This is a genomic window from Tenacibaculum larymnensis (assembly GCF_028829235.1).
Taxonomy (GTDB): Bacteria; Bacteroidota; Bacteroidia; order Flavobacteriales; family Flavobacteriaceae; genus Polaribacter; species Polaribacter larymnensis.
In genome coordinates, this window is the sequence record NZ_JAIWJY010000001.1 from 343598 (window position 1) to 360965 (window position 17368).

At 30.9% G+C, this 17368-nt stretch carries 16 protein-coding genes; 12 read left to right on the forward strand and 4 right to left on the reverse strand.

What is annotated here, in order from left to right; translation table 11 throughout:
- Positions 1 to 9: 9 nt before the first annotated feature.
- Together ybeY and LCI24_RS01650 are read right to left on the reverse strand one after the other, a co-directional pair.
- A complete protein-coding gene (ybeY, locus tag LCI24_RS01645; RefSeq protein WP_274638858.1) occupies positions 10 to 426 on the reverse strand; it encodes an rRNA maturation RNase YbeY in 417 nt (138 codons plus the stop codon).
- Positions 427 to 512: 86 nt separating this feature from the next.
- Positions 513 to 3806, reverse strand: a complete 3294-nt coding sequence (locus tag LCI24_RS01650; RefSeq protein WP_274638859.1) for a DUF4175 family protein — start codon at positions 3804 to 3806, stop codon at positions 513 to 515.
- A 200-nt stretch (positions 3807 to 4006) separates the two neighbouring features.
- Between LCI24_RS01650 and LCI24_RS01655 the strand changes: the two genes are divergently transcribed.
- The 6 genes from LCI24_RS01655 (at position 4007) to gltX (ending at position 7782) form a co-directional block, all read left to right on the forward strand.
- Positions 4007 to 4240, forward strand: coding sequence for a hypothetical protein (locus LCI24_RS01655; protein ID WP_274638860.1), 234 nt, complete (start codon positions 4007 to 4009; stop codon positions 4238 to 4240).
- A gap of 127 nt (positions 4241 to 4367) precedes the next feature.
- Positions 4368 to 5213: a hypothetical protein gene (locus LCI24_RS01660; protein WP_274638861.1), complete on the forward strand. Its 846-nt coding sequence runs from the start codon at positions 4368 to 4370 to the stop codon at positions 5211 to 5213.
- Between the two features lie 97 nt (positions 5214 to 5310).
- Positions 5311 to 5463 carry a hypothetical protein gene (locus LCI24_RS01665; RefSeq protein WP_274638862.1) on the forward strand — a complete coding sequence of 51 codons (153 nt, stop codon included), beginning with the start codon at positions 5311 to 5313 and terminating at the stop codon, positions 5461 to 5463.
- A 113-nt stretch (positions 5464 to 5576) separates the two neighbouring features.
- Positions 5577 to 5762, forward strand: coding sequence for a hypothetical protein (locus LCI24_RS01670; RefSeq protein ID WP_274638863.1), 186 nt, complete (start codon positions 5577 to 5579; stop codon positions 5760 to 5762).
- Between the two features lie 241 nt (positions 5763 to 6003).
- Positions 6004 to 6156 carry a hypothetical protein gene (locus tag LCI24_RS01675; RefSeq protein ID WP_274638864.1) on the forward strand — a complete coding sequence of 51 codons (153 nt, stop codon included), beginning with the start codon at positions 6004 to 6006 and terminating at the stop codon, positions 6154 to 6156.
- 108 nt (positions 6157 to 6264) lie between these two features.
- Entirely contained in the window at positions 6265 to 7782 is a 1518-nt protein-coding gene (gene gltX, locus LCI24_RS01680) for a glutamate--tRNA ligase (protein WP_274638865.1), read from the forward strand.
- A 51-nt stretch (positions 7783 to 7833) separates the two neighbouring features.
- Here the strand turns inward: gltX and LCI24_RS01685 are convergent, their stop codons facing one another.
- A complete protein-coding gene (locus LCI24_RS01685) occupies positions 7834 to 8427 on the reverse strand; it encodes a transporter family protein (RefSeq protein WP_099214918.1) in 594 nt (197 codons plus the stop codon).
- Between the two features lie 56 nt (positions 8428 to 8483).
- Positions 8484 to 8918, reverse strand: a complete 435-nt coding sequence (locus LCI24_RS01690; protein ID WP_274638866.1) for a tellurite resistance TerB family protein — start codon at positions 8916 to 8918, stop codon at positions 8484 to 8486.
- Between the two features lie 402 nt (positions 8919 to 9320).
- Between LCI24_RS01690 and LCI24_RS01695 the strand changes: the two genes are divergently transcribed.
- From LCI24_RS01695 to LCI24_RS01720, 6 genes are all read left to right on the forward strand, one after another.
- Entirely contained in the window at positions 9321 to 9818 is a 498-nt protein-coding gene (locus tag LCI24_RS01695; protein WP_274638867.1) for a hypothetical protein, read from the forward strand.
- A 367-nt stretch (positions 9819 to 10185) separates the two neighbouring features.
- Positions 10186 to 13755 (forward strand): hypothetical protein, encoded by a 3570-nt coding sequence (locus tag LCI24_RS01700; RefSeq protein WP_274638868.1) that lies wholly within the window; start codon positions 10186 to 10188, stop codon positions 13753 to 13755.
- Between the two features lie 237 nt (positions 13756 to 13992).
- Positions 13993 to 15222 (forward strand): RNA methylase, encoded by a 1230-nt coding sequence (locus tag LCI24_RS01705; RefSeq protein WP_274638869.1) that lies wholly within the window; start codon positions 13993 to 13995, stop codon positions 15220 to 15222.
- Positions 15223 to 15683: 461 nt separating this feature from the next.
- Entirely contained in the window at positions 15684 to 15863 is a 180-nt protein-coding gene (locus LCI24_RS16995; RefSeq protein WP_313812493.1) for a GIY-YIG nuclease family protein, read from the forward strand.
- 851 nt (positions 15864 to 16714) lie between these two features.
- Positions 16715 to 16957 carry a hypothetical protein gene (locus LCI24_RS01715; protein ID WP_274638870.1) on the forward strand — a complete coding sequence of 81 codons (243 nt, stop codon included), beginning with the start codon at positions 16715 to 16717 and terminating at the stop codon, positions 16955 to 16957.
- Positions 16958 to 16974: 17 nt separating this feature from the next.
- Positions 16975 to 17313 (forward strand): hypothetical protein, encoded by a 339-nt coding sequence (locus LCI24_RS01720; protein WP_274638871.1) that lies wholly within the window; start codon positions 16975 to 16977, stop codon positions 17311 to 17313.
- The last annotated feature ends 55 nt before the right edge of the window (positions 17314 to 17368 follow it).

The window sequence follows — 17368 nt, forward strand, 5'->3', positions numbered from 1 at the left end:
GAACTCTTTTTATTTTTTATCTAAAATTTCTAAACATTCATTTTCTTTAGAGCGCATAATTTGCTTCTCTTCGTCAGTTTTATCTTTGTATTTCATATAATGTAAAACACCATGAATTATCACTCGGTGTAATTCGTTTTCAAAAGAAGTATTAAATTCTTTAGCGTTTTCCTCTACCCTTTCTACAGAAATAAAAATATCACCACCAACTAACTTACCTAATGTATAATCAAAACTGATAATATCAGTAAAGGTATCGTGTTGTAAAAACTCAATATTAATTTTATGTAAATAAGCGTCGTCACAAAAAATATAGTTGATTTCTCCCAGTTCAAAATCTTCTCTTTCGATACATTCTTGTATCCATTTAGAAGTGTTTTCTTCATTGTTTAATTGAAACTCGGTTTCGTAATTAAATGCAATCATTTCTTTATATCAAATACTATTATTAATGTCTTAAAACTTAATTAAAAAGCAATAGTATTTATATAATCTAGAGGCTTTTTAATACGTTATTTTTTATCCTTTGGAAGGCTAAAGTACTCTTGAACCTTCTTTTTGTAATTTTGGCACAAAGGTAGTGATTGTCTGTTTAATATCTCTGTTTGGTTATAAAACAACTTTTTAAACTTCAATTCTTTTGTAGTATTGTTATTAAACTCCTGTAAATTGGTATTTGATTTACGCTGTTTATCTTTATTTTGTTCAAAAGTTGCTTTATCTAATTTAAGTAATTCATAGTTTAATTGCTGCATCCTATTAATGCTTTCTTGAGTAAACCCTTTTTCTAAAATTTCATTTTCTAATTGTTCCATTTCTTTTAATGCTTTTTTAGCATCACCATTCCCTCCTTTACCTTCTTTAATAGTATTTTCTAATTGTTCTCTTAGTTGAGATTGTTCTTTATAAATTTGATATAACTCACCATCTAAATCATCACTTTGTTCACCGTTTTGTCCTTCTTTTTCACCTTTATTTTTACCATCTTTTCCATTTTTAGGATTCCCTTGGTTTTTCTTTTGCATACCTTGTTTCATCTTTTCCATCAATTCATTTTGCTTTTGAATGATGTCTGGTAAACTAAATGATTTTCCTTTTCCCTTCCCTTTTCCATTACCAGGTTTAGGGTTCTGCATAGCATCTAAAGTATTACTTAACATATCTGCCAATGTATTAGCAGAGGTCATAACATATTGTTGATTTGATATACCAGTCTGAAAATAATTATCTGCAAAGTTTTCTAAAGATTGATCTAAACTATAATGAGCTTGTGCTAAGTGATCTTGTATTTTTGATGAGATGCTAGGAACACGCATAGAAAGCACAAATAAACTATCATCAATATGCTCAAAATAGGTTTTAAGTTGATGTTGTTTTTGAAGGTTTTTACCAAAGTTAGGATGTGATGAATTTGAGGAAGAAAACTCATTCATCAAAGCTTCTTGGTCGAAAGAAAATGTAATAAGGTTTTCTAAAATTTGACGCAAACCTTCCATGTTTTCCTCTTCCATTTCAGCGCTCATTGATTGCATAGATTGTTGCATTTTCTGACTCATTTGCTGCATTTTTTTAGCAGCTTTTTTCTGACTTTTTTTAGTTTCAGAAGCGTTATTTTTTTCTAAGTTTTCTTCTGCTTTATTTAATTCTTCTTGAGTCTGTTTTTCTAAATCTTCCATAGAAGGCATTTCCATTGGTTGTTTCAACTTCTTATTATCTTTTTCTAAGTCGTCTAATTCTTTTTTCGCTTTTTGAAACTCCTCATTAATCTGTTGTTGTTCTTCCTTATTAGTTTCTTTGTTACTTAACTCTTGTTGTTTTTTAGATAAATCATCAAGCTTGTTTGCCAACTGATTCATTTTTTGCTCCACATAAAAACGCTTAGTCATTTCTAAAATACGTTCTAAACTACGCTCCTGTTGTTTATTTTGTTCCGCTAGTTCTTTTGTCTTTTTAATTAAATCTTCTTTCTTCAGTTTATCTGCTAGCTTATGTAATTCGTCCAGTAATTTTTGTTGTTTCTCTAATTTTTTTAACTCTTCAATACGCTTTTTAAGGTCTTCTTTTTTCTGTTCTAAGCTTTCATTTTCTTCTTTCTTTTCAGAAAAATTCTCTTGTAATTTTTGCGTTTGACGTTGCATCATTTGCTTGTATTGCTCCTGACGCTTTATTAAATTTTGAATTTTCTTTTGATCATTCCAGTTAATATTCTTCTTATTCTGTAAATCAAACTGAATCTTTTCTAAATCTTTCTTACTTTTTTGTTGTTGATCTAATGAATTAGTAATGTTTTCAATGTAGTTTTTTTGCTCTTGTAATAGTTCTTCTTCTATCTCCTCCTCCGTTTTTTGTCGATAGCTAAACTTTCTACTCATGGCTTTTTTACTACCATTTACAATATCATTATCGTATACTTGAAAGTACATTTCATAGTCTATTCCCTCTTTTAAATCTAAATTTCCAGGAAACTCAAAATAAAAGGTTTGAATATTTTCTTTATTTATATTAATTAACTGATTACCAGTATTTTGATTATTGTTTTTGTCATAATAAACCAATTCTAACCTCTTAAAACCATAATCATCAGCAATTTGACCTACAAACTGTGCATTTCCTCTTGAAATACTATCAATATTTGAATTTACATTAATAGTTGGATATTCATCTTTAGTCACATTAATAGAAAACTGTAGCTGTTCGTAATCTGTTAGATTTTTGTTAGATGTAGTTATTTGATAGTTTGTATTATTTAAAACACGTTTTGTAAACTCAAATTCGTTGTTTTCTTTTTGATTAAAATTTGTTCTTTTCTCTTTTTCTATGAAGGTAACTGTATCGGTTTCAGAAGTTTTTATGTCCCATTTTATAATTGTTCCTTGTGGAACATTTAAGTTTCCGGTGTTGTTAATCGTTTCAGAAGCTTTACCTATGTATGAAGGGTAAGTTAAGTTTAATGCTATATTTTGAATAGATGGAGTTTTAATAATTGTTATGTTATACTCATTAGATTCAATTCCGTTGGCACTAGCATAAAAAGTAATAGGGTTTTGAACTTCAGAAAACGTATATGAAAACAAACCATTTCCTTCACTTTCCATAAAGTATTGTTGATTATTAAAATGAATTTTGGTTTCCTGAGGTATTACCTCCCCTTCTGTTTGTAAGTAAACGGTTATATCTTTTCCTTTAATAACACGTAAATCTTTTGCTGTTAAATTAAAATAAAAAGGAGCTGGAGGGTTATATGCTACTGAATGATTTACTACACGATTAAAACTTTGTGAAAGTTTACTAGAAGTTCCTGTAAGCATAGAAATTCCCCAAATTAAGAAAGGAATTAAAGCATATTTTACATACTTTTTGTTTCTACTAAAGTCAATGGCCTTATTAAAAGAAACAGGCTGTAATTCTTTTGATTTTTGCTCAATGCTTGCAGCTAATAAATCAGATTGCTGATTGTTTTGCTGTAATTGTAAAACGTTTAATAGTTTGTCTTTTACTTCAGGAAAATGATTTCCGATAATTTTAGAAGCCTCTTCAAAAGAAATTCCTTTTTGTAGCCCCACTATTTTAAAAATAGGAAAACAAATAAAACGGAAAAATAAGAATGCTTCTACTGCAATAAATAACCAAAATAAAATAGTTCTAGCAGTTGGTTTTAACCATAAAAAATATTCAATAAACAGTGTAAATAGTAAATAAATCAATCCTAACGAAAAAAATAAAATGCTTCCTTTTATCAATTCGTTTGTGTAAAATTTCTTACTAAACAGCTCTAGTTTCTGTTGTATTTTATTAAAATCTCCCATATCTAAGTATAAAAATACATGTTTTATGAGGAAATCTTAGTTAAAGATTTATTTAAACACTCATATTTCATTAATAAACTACTTTAAATACGTTATTTGAAGAAAAAATAAGGATTTACCATACCTTTTATAAGGTAAAAAAAACGATGAGTATATAAAGTTGAATTAAATTGCTAGTACCAATTTTAAAAACTTTAAAGATGTTAAAAAACATTTCAAACTTAGGTATTCTGCTTAATAAGGTAGATCAAAAAAATATTAATGGAGGTTTCTTTTCAGGAAATAACGAGTGTGATATAACAGGGTGTTATGAAAGTTATCCCGGAGGAAACGGTTATGTTGGTCGTGGTGAAGGAAATCCATGTGCTTTTGATACACCTTATGGTATGAGTTGTTCAGGAATTATACAAGATGGTTTGTGTTGTATAAGCTAAGATCCAGAAAATGTATGAAAGCAGTATTTATTTAAATGCTGCTTTTTTTGTGAAGTGTAGTTCAAATAATAAGTACTTTTTGTAAGGAACAAAAGCTTTTGTAAACTAACTAAAAAATATTTTCAGCATGAAACAACTAGTTATACCAGTATTATTTTTAATTACACTTAATGTTTTTTCTCAAAGTCCGTGGACAAAAAACAAAAACGAAGGATATATTCAAGCATCATTTACCTCAATTGGAAGCTATGATAAAATTTATGGGAATCCAGATTATAAGCCTCAACGAGAAATTACTGATAATACATTACAATTATATGGAGAATATGGTGTAACAGATAAAACAACATTATTTGCTAACATTCCTTTAAAAATGGTGAAAACAGGTGATTTTACAGAAGACATGTCAGTAATTTTTCCTTCTTTTACTATCGATGAAGCTTCAGAAACTTTGTTAGGAAATATCCAATTAGGAATAAAACACAACTTTTATAATAATAAATGGTTGCTTTCAGGACAACTTTCTATAGAAGCAAATACAAGTACCTATAAAGAAAATTCAGGATTACGAAGTGGTTATGATGGATGGACATTTACACCGTTATTTTTAACAGGTAGAGGTTTTGACTCATGGTATATACAGGCTTTTACGGGTTTTGATATTAGAACAAATGATTATAGTTCTAACTATAAACTAGGAGGAGAAATAGGGTATAAAGCTTTAAATTGGCTATGGATAGCTGGTTTTTTAGATGGTGTTGCTTCTTTAAAAAATGGTGATGTTGTGTTACCTCAAGAAAACTTAGCTACAGGTTTGTATGTAAATAATCAAAGCTATGCTGCATTTGGATTCAAGTTTATTGGAGAGTTTAATAAATCATTTGGTGTTAATGTAGGATTTGGCGGAGCCTTTGCTGGAAGAAATGTTGCTAAAGCTCCAGCTTTGAGTTTTGGATTATATCATAAGTTTTAAAAAAGTATGGATTATCCTTACCTTTTGTAAGGCAAAATCACTGAAGAATTTTTAAAGTTGAATTAAATTGCTAGTACTAATTTTAAAACTTTAAAAGATGTTAAAAAACATTTCAAATTTAGGTACTACCCTAAACAAAAAAGAACAAAAAAATATTAACGGAGGTTTTGGACTTACCAGATGTAGATACGACCAAGATTGTCCAAGAAGAGACATGTACTGCTTTCATGGCTATTGCCAATATAAATAATTAAAAAAAGAATCTAAAAAGTAAGGTTTTTCCTTACTTTTTGTAAGGAAAAATCAACTAAGAGTCTTAAAAGTTGAATTAAATTGCTAGTACTAATTTTAAAAACTTTAAAGATGTTAAAAAACATTTCAAGCTTAGGTAGTACACTAAACAAAAAAGAGCAAAAAAACATTAATGGTGGTTTTGGCGGAGGAACTATGCAATGCTCTTCAAATAGTGATTGTGATATTCTTAATTCTTACCCAGGAATGGAAAATGAACGTTTCTTTTGTTATTGGGGTTATTGTCAAATATCTTAAAACATTTTATGTTGAAGAATATTTCAAATTTAGGTAGTACGCTAAACAAAAAAGAGCAAAAACTTATTAATGGAGGTTCTCTAATTTTTTGTTCGGTTTGTGTAGATTTTTGTAGATCACAAAATTTTCAAACTAAGGAAGAGTTTAGTGCTTGTTTTTATGATTGTAAACAAGATATGTGCTAAGAAACAATAAGCGGACTTCGGTTCGCTTTTTATATTAATCTATAAATTAAAAAATTATGTTAAAGAACATTTCAAAAACTGGTAAATTACTTAGTAAAAAGGAACAAAAGATAATTAAAGGAAACGGAGGATGCTTTCCTCTTGAGCCTTGTGATGTGGGTTACGTGTATGATTTCACAGCTTGTGCATGTGTTCCAGATAACTCATAAAAATTATTTTAAAAGCGAGTTAAACTCGCTTTTTTTCTTTTTTCTCTTTCCTCCTTTTTCTTTTCTATTAACATAAAACTATCTTTGCGCTTTCAAATCAATAAAAAAATGACTGAGAACGTAAGAGTACGCTTTGCTCCGAGTCCGACAGGACCTTTACACATAGGTGGTGTAAGAACTGCTTTATTCAATTATTTATTTGCTAAAAAACATAACGGAACCTTTGTTTTACGTATTGAAGATACGGATCAAACACGTTATGTAGCTAATGCAGAACAATATATCATCGATTCGTTAGAATGGTGTAATATTCCATTTGATGAAGGCCCAGGTAAAAACGAAAAATTCGGACCTTATCGTCAGTCAGAACGTAAAGATTTGTATAAAAAATATGCCGATCAATTAATTGAAAGCGGTTGGGCATATTATGCTTTTGATACAGCTGAAGAGTTAGATGCACATCGTAAAGATCATGAAGAAAAAGGAAAAAACTTTATTTACAACTGGCATAATCGTCAAAAATTAAACAATTCGTTGGCTCTTTCTGCTGATGAAGTAGCAGCTAAGATTAATGCAGGAGAAAAATTTGTGATTCGTTTTAAAACTCCACAAGATGAAACGTTGATTTTACAAGATGAAATTCGTGGTACGATTAAAGTTGAAACAAACACTTTAGATGATAAAGTATTATTTAAATCTGATGGTATGCCAACCTATCACCTAGCAAATATTGTAGATGACCATTTAATGGAAATTTCGCATGTAATTCGTGGTGAAGAATGGTTACCTTCTCTCCCACTTCATGAATTATTATATCGTGCGTTTGATTGGAAAGCACCAAAATTTGCACACTTACCATTAATTTTAAAACCAGTAGGAAAAGGAAAATTAAGTAAGCGAGATGGTGATAAGTTAGGTTTTCCAGTATTTCCGTTAGAATATACAAATGAGCAAACAGGAGATGTTTCACGTGGATACAAAGAAGACGGTTATTTTGCTGATGCATTTATAAATATGTTAGCATTCTTAGGATGGAATCCTGGAACAGAACAAGAAATTTTTAGTTTAAAAGAACTAACAGAAGCATTCGATTTAGCGCGCGTAAGTAAATCAGGAGCTAAGTTTAGTCCAGATAAAACCAAATGGTTTAATCAGCAGTATTTACAGCAAAAATCTAACGAAGAACTTACAGCGTTATTCTTGCCTATTCTTGAAGAAAAAGGTATAACTACAGATAAGGACCGTACAGAGAAAGTAGTTTCGTTAATAAAAGAGCGTGCAACGTTTGTAGCTGATTTTTGGGAGTTATCTAGCTTTTTTTATCAAAACCCTTCAGAATACGATGCAAAAGCGGTTAAAAAGCAATGGAAAGACACTACGAGTGAGTTAATGCAAGAATTAGTAGAAGTAATTTCTAAAATAGAAGATTTTTCAATTGAAAATGCCCAAACTGAAATTAAGGGATGGATTACCTCAAAAGAAATAGGTTTTGGTAAAGTGATGCAACCACTTCGTTTGAGTTTAGTTGGTAAATTGGCAGGACCCGATTTATTTGATATCATGACAATGATAGGTAAAGAAACTACCATAACAAGAATACAAAACGCGATTAACGCATTATCATAAAAATAAAAAAGCCGCTTTTTAAGCGGCTTTTTTTATATTAAATAAGAAGGTTTAAAACATACAACCTCCTAAATGTTTTGCAGCATTACGACCATTATTACCACCGCCATTATTCCAGTTTAATTTAAATACAACACCTAAAGTTCCTTGAATATGTGAACGCATACTTTCGTAACCTTCAAAAGAGTGTTTATAATATAATTGCGGATTAATACCAATATTATCGCTAACCCAGTAAATTCCACCAGCACCAACATTAAGAGTAGGTGTCATTTTACGTTCAGAGTCAACTACACTTCCTCCTATAAAAACATACGGAGCAAACTTGTTAAACATAGCATTCAAGTTATAACGAAACGAAGCATCCATAGAAAAATACTTTGCTGAATTTTTAATAAAACCAACATCATCAATAGTATTAAAAGACATAGCACCGTCTAAAGAAAAACGATCACCAATAGGCATGGTTAAACTTAAAGTAGGTACTTGAAATAAGTATTGATCACCAATAAATGCGGCATCACTTTCACTAAATTTCGTTATTCCGAAACCTACACCTATTTGCCAAGAGTCGTTTAAGTTTTGAGAAAAAACGGATGTTGTTAAACAAGTAAAGATTGCTATGAATAAAATTTTATGTTTCATCGGGAGATAAGTGTTTAGAGTAATAACTGGTTTAATAAGTTTTTAGTATAATTAAATTAATTGGCATTCACCTTTTTAATAGCTGCGGTAAAATCATCTAAGTCGTTATCGTTTAAAACTAAATGAACGGCTTCATCACAAACTTTCTCAGCATTCTCAGCAGAGAAATGCAAAGCTACTGCAATTTTACGAAGTATGCCAACTTCCTCTTTGGCTACATCTTCATCAGCAAAAATCATTCTTGTTAAACGATATAAGCGCTCAATACGCTCGTCGTAACTTACTGGGGCGTTTATTGGGTATTTTTCAGGACTTTTTAAGATTAGCTTATATTCCTCTTCACTAATATTTAATTTTTTTGCAGCTCTGTCTAATAATAACTGTTCTCCTTCTGAAATAATTCCATCAGTCTCAGCAATTTTTACTACACTAGCAAAGTGCCCTATTTCTTGTTTATGTTTTCCGGTTGAATATAAATCTGATATTGACATAATTTTTTTGTTTTTTTTAGATTGAAAGTAAGTGGTATTTATTTAGAAGCAAAGTTTAAATAAAGTCACATAAATACCGCCGAAAGTTAACAATTCTAACCAAAAACAAAGTATTATTTTTTCTTATTATAATTTAAAAACATATAAAAACTACTAATAAAAAACAGCTGTTTTTTAGATGTTTTAAAGAGTTTTTATTTTTAGTTAATACAAATGTTTATACTAGTGTTTTTTTATTCTTTAAAATAGCGATTATGGAGGTTTTAATAAAAAAACACAGAAAAACGAAACCTTAATAGAGGATATTTATAAAATACACGAAAAGAATCAATAAATCTTAATTTAGTTTTTCGTTTTTAAAATTACTAACTTGTAGCATATGAATTTTCAATCTTATCAAAAATGAAAACGGTATATACTATTTTAATTTTTTTAGTTTCGGTTACGTTTAGTTTTTCACAAAATAATGAAGTAATACAAAAAGAGGTTAATCAACAAATATGGCAACCATTTAAAAAATCTTTTGAAGCTAGAGATTGGAATACATTTAATAGTTTACATACTAATGATGTTTTAAGAGTTAATAAGTATGGAATTCGCATAGGAGAAGAATACAAAACATCGGTACAAACATCATATCAAAAACCAACGACTAAGAAAAGACAAATAGATTTTTGTTTCAATCAAAGAACTTATAAAGAAAGTACTGGATACGAAGTAGGTTATTACCGAATTATATACACTGAAAAAGATAAAGAACCACGTATTGTATACGGAAGGTTTCACGTGTTACTTAATAAAAATAGTGGTGTATGGTTAATTTCGCAAGACTGGGATACTGATACTATGAATGGAAAGCCAATTACTAAAGAAGATTTTGAATCAGGTAAATGTTTGTAAATTAGACAGCAATTTTTAAGTTGTTTTATCCTTCATTTGTCATTTCGATTGTAAGAAGAAACCTGTCAAAACTTTAGTAGTAAAAATCCTATCAAAACTGAAATTTAACTTTAAAATCGTATTTAATTAAAAATTAAATAACTAACAAAAACGCCACTTTTTTCATCTGTTAAAGTATTGTAAAATTTAGTTCCTACTAAGTATAAAATCTGATCGAAAACGTAAATTTGCGTAGAGTTTTGCGCAGAGTTCCCCACGATTGTTAATTACTTCAGCCTTAAAAAAGAATTGCAAAAACATTGCTGTAGTTTCTATTCAGTCACTCTTCTCAAAAAAATTGAAAAGAAAACTAAAAATTTTATTGTAAATGAATCAATTTGATAAGCATCAAATCATTCCTTTTTATTTAGGGAATGAAGCCTCTATTAAAGAAGCTTTAGCAAAGTACAAAGAGTTATTAGACAGCAACAAAGCAGTCATAAACCAAGTATTTGATGTAGAGTTTAAAATTATTGAAAACGATACCCAACGTCGTATTCAAGTAGCAGACACCAACAATCAAAAGTTGGTAAAAAGCGCACTGAACATGGGACCAGATGGAGGTTCAAGTTATTACCCAGAACATATTGGAGATACTGATGAAATTTATATTTCTGAAGTACTCTTTTTTGCCATTGCACTGGAGTATCCTTCATTAAAAGAAGCAGTTGTTATTACAGCAAAAGCAATTGTAGCGTATAGTAGACGCTTTAATGATACCTGGAATTTATGGATAGACGATATGCGTGTTTTTGGTATTGAAGCTCTCTATATGCTCGCACGAACAAATGCTAGTTATACTTACTTACTATCGCAATTTTTAATTCCTTATTGGGATGACGAACATGCTGTTGGTTACGAAGAATATTTACGCGATTTATTCGGAATAAATGGATGGAGCAGACCTATGATTAAGGCTTTTATTTGGTGTGATAATAGTTATTTTAGACAAGCTATTGCAACATCACAAGAAGAATCATTAGGAAATTATTTAAAAGTAAATCCAGAAGAATATAACTATTTTAAACAAGCACTTAAAGAACGATTAATAGAAGAACCAGTACTATTACCCTATAGTGATAGTGACCCAGAAGAAGTACACCCTGTATTAGATATTTATTTCAGCTTAGTAGTGGTTGCCGAAGAATGGGCAGAGTCAATAGAAGACAATGAAGAGGTATTACAAGAACATTTTATTGAAGACACTTTAGAAAATGAAGCACTTGATTTAGAAAAAAGTATAAAAAATACACTTCAAAAACCTTTAAGTAAAATTAGTGAAGAGGCACAAAGAGAAAAAGACGAAGACGAAGAAAGAGAAGCCTATTTTGATAATTATGAATATGGAGATGGGTTAAAAAGTGTAAAAGAGTTAATCTTACACCTAAATCGCGGTGCAGATCTTTGGAAATATGTGCAAACAGGTCAACATAAAGATGCCTTAAAAGATTTACCTCAGACTGATTTATTACCTTTGGCTAAAGAGCATGCTCGTGTTATGCACTTAAGAATGATGTATTTCACAGGTGGTTATCGTGATGAAAATGAAGTTCGTGAATCTCTAGAAAATATTATTAGTGATGTTACAGCAGAACTATTATCGTTTGAAGAAGAAGATATTGAAGAAATTTATCAAAACGGTCTAATCCTTACAATCAAAACACGACCAACTGGCGCAGCAGAGGATACTGAAGTAGAACAAAGGCAACAAGTACGTAACGCTATGTATTTACGTATACTAGATGTGTTCTATTACGCATTTGGTAAAAAACCGTTTGATGACGATATTAAAGAAATTGTAACTAAAAATGATCCTTTATTAACTGTTGAGGAATATCAGCAACGTTACTATTCTCAGCTTTCAAAAGAAGCAACACTTGAAGAAAAAGAAAAGCACGAAAAAAACATCATAATAGAAGTATTACAAGAGTTTGCAGATCTTGATACAAAACTAAGTAAAAAGAATTTTGACGATGCAGCTTTTGTTTTTGAAGAAAAAAGAGAACGTCGCGATTGCTCTTGGTGGCCAAAAGATAACATAGGCTGTTGTGCTTTAGCAACGCACCTACTCTTTCAAGACTTTCAACAACGTGTAGGTGATCAATATACCCAAGACTTATTTAATTATATCAATGAAAATGTTTGGGCGCTGATGGCTAAAATGGTAAAAGAATCATTGGTAAACCCTATTGATGAAAAGGATAAAGACTTAGATACTATCAAAGAGCAAGCTTTAGCTTATATCACAGATGCAAACACTACATTAACAGAAGAAGAAGCATTAAAAACCTTTAAAAAAGTCTTACGAGTAGACAAAAAAGAAGAAGCAAGTGCTAAACAAAAAAAGTACGATTTATTCGATAATGCCTATGAAGACAACCAACGTACTGTACTTACTTGTTATTGGTTATCGCAAATGCCACTACCAAGTCAAAAACAAGGAAAACGATTATGGAAATTGTGGGTAGCCTTAGCTCCGCAAAGAGTAATACAATTTTTAGCAAAAATAAACGCAGACGATGAATATGATTACACATTTGAGAAGCCTATAAAAGAAATTGATTTTTACGACAGAATTGAAAGAAATGGAGTGCCTAAAGCACAAAGTATTGCTTTTCAAATGGTAGTAGCCCAAAAAGAGTTTCATAATAGTTGGGAAGGAGATAAAGCTCCTTATTTAGTATGGTTAGATAAGTATAATGAAATAGACAGTACAGCAACTGGTATGTTTGATGTAATGGATAAAAAACGTGCAATAGCCTTAGACCAAGGAATGCATTATATCGAAGCAAATAGACGAATTGAATATTTTATCGACTTATCACTACAAAATGAGCGTTTTCCTTTTAACCAGCCAGAAGCATTTAAAGAAACACTAGGTAAATTGTTTCAAGTAAATTTAGTACCATGGTATAAAAGACTATCTGTATACGACGACAATACATGTAAAAATTATCATAATTATTACAACAACGACAATGAAGAAATTAGTGCTTTAGAGAAATTACCAATATCATTTCATCCAAATGCAGTTACCAATCTTTCTACAAAAATTAACGATTACAACCAAGTTCAATTACTCCAAAAGAAAGGAGAAAAACTCGTTATTTTACAACTAGATAAAGAGTATAACGACCATAGATTTGAAGACTCGCAAATAACACCCGAAAAAGTATCGCTACCTTTTGGTCAGTTTGTGTTATTTCCCGAAGAAATAGATACAGATACAATTTTAAGCGCCATTCGTAACCAAACTACCGATGCGGAAGATGTTGAATTGTTAGTTACTAAATTACAGGAGTATTTAAATGATGAGGTGAGTTACGCAGATATGACATCACTATGTAATAAAATGCTTAAAAAAGAAGATTTCAACGTCTATGATAGAAATTATTCAGCGATGACAATTCAGCAATTTATTTGGATGCTATCAGAAGAAAAACAACATCGTTTTATCAAACTTTTTGCAAACCATAGTCTTGAAGGAACCCAAATGCTAACGAGAGATTTCACCAAAGCATTTTTACGAATGAAAGTACGTGAAAAAGAAGTTAGTTTAGAAGAAATAAGAGAAAAATCAGAAGAAGATGAGTATAAAGAAGCAGCATTTACATACTTACTAAATCTTTTAGATTCTCTAGAAATAAACCCATTATACATTGCAGATATAGCGCTTGATGATTATAGTGATACCTCAATAAATTGGTTTATTGCTTTAGGAGCAGAAAAACTGTTTGACCTATCACAAAACTTCTCAGTAGATAAACGTGTAGAATTGATAGAAATGCTTTCTGAATCTGAAGAAGCTACAAACGTTTTAAAACCCTTTTTAGAAGATGCATCCAGGATTGTAAGAGATGCTACAGAAAGTGTCTTAAACACTTCAGAAATGATGTAAAAAACAAAAAAGCTGTCTATTTAGGCAGCTTTTTTTATGTTTTAACTTGTCATCGTCATTGCGAGCGATAGCGAAGCAATCTTTAAATCGTGTGTTTCCAACTAACAGATTACTTAGGTCACCTACTCTTTCGAAATAACGTTGAGGTGGTATAACTGATTAAAATAAGGGAATAAAAGCATAAAAATAATTTTCAAAATACCTTATTTTTATGAGCAGAAGCTTTAAAACCAGCCTATGAACAACGAGAAGAATTCTGAAACTTGGAAAAAACTCTACCAAAACTCACAAGAACTTACCAAACCAACATCAATAGACAACATACTTTCTGATGACGATGTAATCTTTTTAAAACAAGAATTAAAAAACATCATCAATCGGTTTTTAGACAAAGGAGAATTACACAAAGGCATCAAAGTATACATAAACCACGAGCTTCAAAACGGAATAGCAGAAGAAATGGCTGCTAATAGACCCGAAGAAAATGAAACTATTGAGCAGTGGTGTATGAAGCTCTTTGGAGATCAAAAATTCGGAGTTGTTTTCAATAGTTTAGAAACGTTTAGTAATGAGTTTACAGAGAGAATGTGCCATATAGTTGCCCCACTACTCCAAAAAGCAGGTATGCCGTTGGGCGGACTTTCTTTTTTGTTTTTTATGGGAAATTATGGTTTTACCCCTTTCGGAATTCATAAAGATGCTAAAGGAGAAGATGGTTTTTTGTTTCACTTAGGCCCAAATGATAAAGGTTTTTACACTTGGGATATTGAAGAATACAACCAAATAGAACACCATACCAAAGTGTTCCACGAGGTAGAAGCAATGTTACCAACATCCACAAAATATCCGTTAAAAGAAAAATCGACCATGTTTATTCCACATCAGGTGTATCATATTGCAAAAACTGATGAGTTTTCGCTGAGTGTGGTAATGGATTACATCAATCCGTCTAGAGATTATTTAGAAAAAACGATTGCTGCACAAATAGCCGCAAGTGAGTTAACTAAAAATCCAAAAGTAGGGTACTTATCACCCGTAGATATTACAACCGAAGAATTGGATTGGAATAACTTATTAAACCCAAAAACATGGGAAAATAAATACAAAAATGCACTTACAAAATACATAACCAAACTAAAAAGTAACGCAGGAGTTTTACAACCTTCGATAGTTGAAAACAAAGAAGGGTTGCCCAATCCACCATTTCAAATTAAGGGAAAAACAATTTTTCCGTTGTTGTTACATACAGAAAACACAGAGAAAACCTGTATTATGGCAAGAGGAAATGAGGTTATTGTTAGTAATAACTCACAACTAAACACAATTATAAAAAAACTAAACACAGGAGAAACCATAAGTTTTGACGAACTACAAAACCACCTCACTCCTACTTGGGAATTGATGGATGTATTTGATTTTGTAAGTCAGTTAACACGAGTTGGAGCGATTACTATTTGTAAGGAATAAAGCCTTTTTTTGTACAAACTTTTTAAAGTTATTTTTTTTCTTGTACATCAAGATCGCTCCGTTTGATGTACAAATAAATTTTTTAAAAATATTTTCTTGTACACAGGCTGTACAAACTTTTTTCTACAAAAAAAATCCTTGTACAACATAAGAAAGACGTTGAGGTTGTATGGTTTCCCGTAATTTCGACCGTAGGGAGAAATCTGCTTAATTTGAGTAGGAAACACTCTTTTAAATACCTAACACGCGACTGTAAGATTTCTCAGTCGTGCCTCCTTCGAAATGACGTAATGAGTTGTCATTTAGAGCGATAGCGAGAAATCTGTTTAATTCTAGTTAGAAGCATTATTGAAAATACCTAATAGACCATTATAAGATTTAGCTCCGCTGAACCTTAAGGTTTCTCAGTCGTCACTTTCTTCGAAATGACGTTTATAATTTTTTATATCTTTAAAAGAAAAATGCTAGAAAATTACGTTGTATACATCATTACAAATAAGAATAAGACCACGTTATATATTGGTGTTACCAACAACCTTCAAAAACGATTATCGCAAGATTATTTTGATAGTGAACATGCTAAAAAATCCTTTGCAGGAAAGTACAACTGCTATTATTTAGTTTATTATGAAACTTTCTAGAGCGTAAACGAAGCAATTCACCGAGAAAAAGAATTGAAAAAATGGCGCAGAGAAAAGAAAGAAAATTTGATTAATAGTTTTAATCCTGAGTGGCACTTTTTGAATAATGAGGTTTTTTAAGCAATACTTTTTATTACTACTGTCATTTCGAGCGATAGCGAGAAATCTGCTTAATTTTAGTCACAAATACCCTTTAAAGTAACTAACACACAACAATAAGATTTAGCTCCGCTGAACCTTGCGGTTTCTCAGTCGTGCCTCCTTAGAAATGACGTTGAGGTTGCATGGTGTCCTGTCATTTCGAGCAATAGCGAGAAATCTTTCTAATTTTAGTTAGAAACACTCTTTTAAGTACCTAACACACGACTATAAGATTTCTCACTTCCGTTGCACTCCAGTTCGAAATGACGTTGAGGTTGCATAGTATCCTGTCATTTCGAGCGATAGCGAGAAATCTCACTCACGGGAGTTACAAATACACTTGAAAGTGCTCAATACACAAGAATAAGATTTCTCACCTCCGTTGCACTTCAGTTCGAAATGACGTTGAGGTTGCATTGTATCTTGTCATTTCGAGCAATAGCGAGAAATCTCACTCATGAGAGTTACAAACACTCTTAAAAGGAACAAACACCCTTACGAACTCACACACAAATAAATAACCCTTGCCTCCCTCCTCTTTTTTTACTATGTTTAACACGCTAAAAAAGTAAAAAGTAGTACCACCCCTTATCTCAACTATTTTTTATAAACAACAAGTAACAACAAACACTTCTTTATGGATTACCGTAAAGGTTTTTGGTTATATGTGTGTATTTATGTCAATGAATCATTAAAATAATATAAGATTTATGGAATTAGAGAAATTAATAGCTTCATCATATGGAGTAGAAGACCTAATTTTTGCAGGTCACAGTTTAGATATTGAAAGAGCTTCAAAATCGATAGTTGTAGCTAATGAGGAAGAAATAGGAATGGAAGAGTTTTTAAAGAAGCATAGAGAGTTTTTAGAAAGTAAAGGTTGTTGTTTAGACCATATTGAAGGGCAGTTAAAAAGAGTTCAAAGAATAGACTTATATTTTAAGTTTGACTAGGGATAAATAATATAAATATGGAGGTAGATTGGATTAAATGTGAAAATAATAACTGGTGTAATTTCTCAACAGTGAACTTGAATCATGAACACTTTAATGATTTGAAAGGTGTTTATATTATTTGGTCTGGAGAAACTGTTGTAAGGCTAGGAAGTGGAAGTATAAAAGATAGGATAGCAGACCATCGTAACAATTCAGAAATAACTACTTATTCAAAATTGAAGGTTACTTGGGCAAAGATTAATGGAAATAAAATGCAAGGAGTTGAAAAATATTTGTCTGATATTTTAAATCCTAAAATAGGTGAACGATTTCCTGATAGAACACCTATCAATGTGAATTTTCCATGGAGTTAATATATTTTTTAAAATTTTAATTTTATAGAAAAAGAGTGTTTACAGGAACTGAAAA

Excerpts from the sequence above, each read along its gene's own strand:
- LCI24_RS01670 (WP_274638863.1), top strand. The coding sequence starts at position 5,577 with ATGTTAAAAAACATTTCAAGCTTAGGTAGTACACTAAACAAAAAAGAG.
- LCI24_RS16995 (WP_313812493.1), top strand. The coding sequence starts at position 15,684 with ATGCTAGAAAATTACGTTGTATACATCATTACAAATAAGAATAAGACC.
- LCI24_RS01650 (WP_274638859.1), bottom strand. The coding sequence starts at position 3,806 with ATGGGAGATTTTAATAAAATACAACAGAAACTAGAGCTGTTTAGTAAG.
- LCI24_RS01700 (WP_274638868.1), top strand. The coding sequence starts at position 10,186 with ATGAATCAATTTGATAAGCATCAAATCATTCCTTTTTATTTAGGGAAT.
- LCI24_RS01695 (WP_274638867.1), top strand. The coding sequence starts at position 9,321 with ATGAAAACGGTATATACTATTTTAATTTTTTTAGTTTCGGTTACGTTT.
- LCI24_RS01685 (WP_099214918.1), bottom strand. The coding sequence starts at position 8,427 with ATGAAACATAAAATTTTATTCATAGCAATCTTTACTTGTTTAACAACA.
- ybeY (WP_274638858.1), bottom strand. The coding sequence starts at position 426 with ATGATTGCATTTAATTACGAAACCGAGTTTCAATTAAACAATGAAGAA.
- LCI24_RS01720 (WP_274638871.1), top strand. The coding sequence starts at position 16,975 with ATGGAGGTAGATTGGATTAAATGTGAAAATAATAACTGGTGTAATTTC.
- LCI24_RS01675 (WP_274638864.1), top strand. The coding sequence starts at position 6,004 with ATGTTAAAGAACATTTCAAAAACTGGTAAATTACTTAGTAAAAAGGAA.
- gltX (WP_274638865.1), top strand. The coding sequence starts at position 6,265 with ATGACTGAGAACGTAAGAGTACGCTTTGCTCCGAGTCCGACAGGACCT.
- LCI24_RS01690 (WP_274638866.1), bottom strand. The coding sequence starts at position 8,918 with ATGTCAATATCAGATTTATATTCAACCGGAAAACATAAACAAGAAATA.
- LCI24_RS01665 (WP_274638862.1), top strand. The coding sequence starts at position 5,311 with ATGTTAAAAAACATTTCAAATTTAGGTACTACCCTAAACAAAAAAGAA.
- LCI24_RS01655 (WP_274638860.1), top strand. The coding sequence starts at position 4,007 with ATGTTAAAAAACATTTCAAACTTAGGTATTCTGCTTAATAAGGTAGAT.
- LCI24_RS01715 (WP_274638870.1), top strand. The coding sequence starts at position 16,715 with ATGGAATTAGAGAAATTAATAGCTTCATCATATGGAGTAGAAGACCTA.
- LCI24_RS01660 (WP_274638861.1), top strand. The coding sequence starts at position 4,368 with ATGAAACAACTAGTTATACCAGTATTATTTTTAATTACACTTAATGTT.
- LCI24_RS01705 (WP_274638869.1), top strand. The coding sequence starts at position 13,993 with ATGAACAACGAGAAGAATTCTGAAACTTGGAAAAAACTCTACCAAAAC.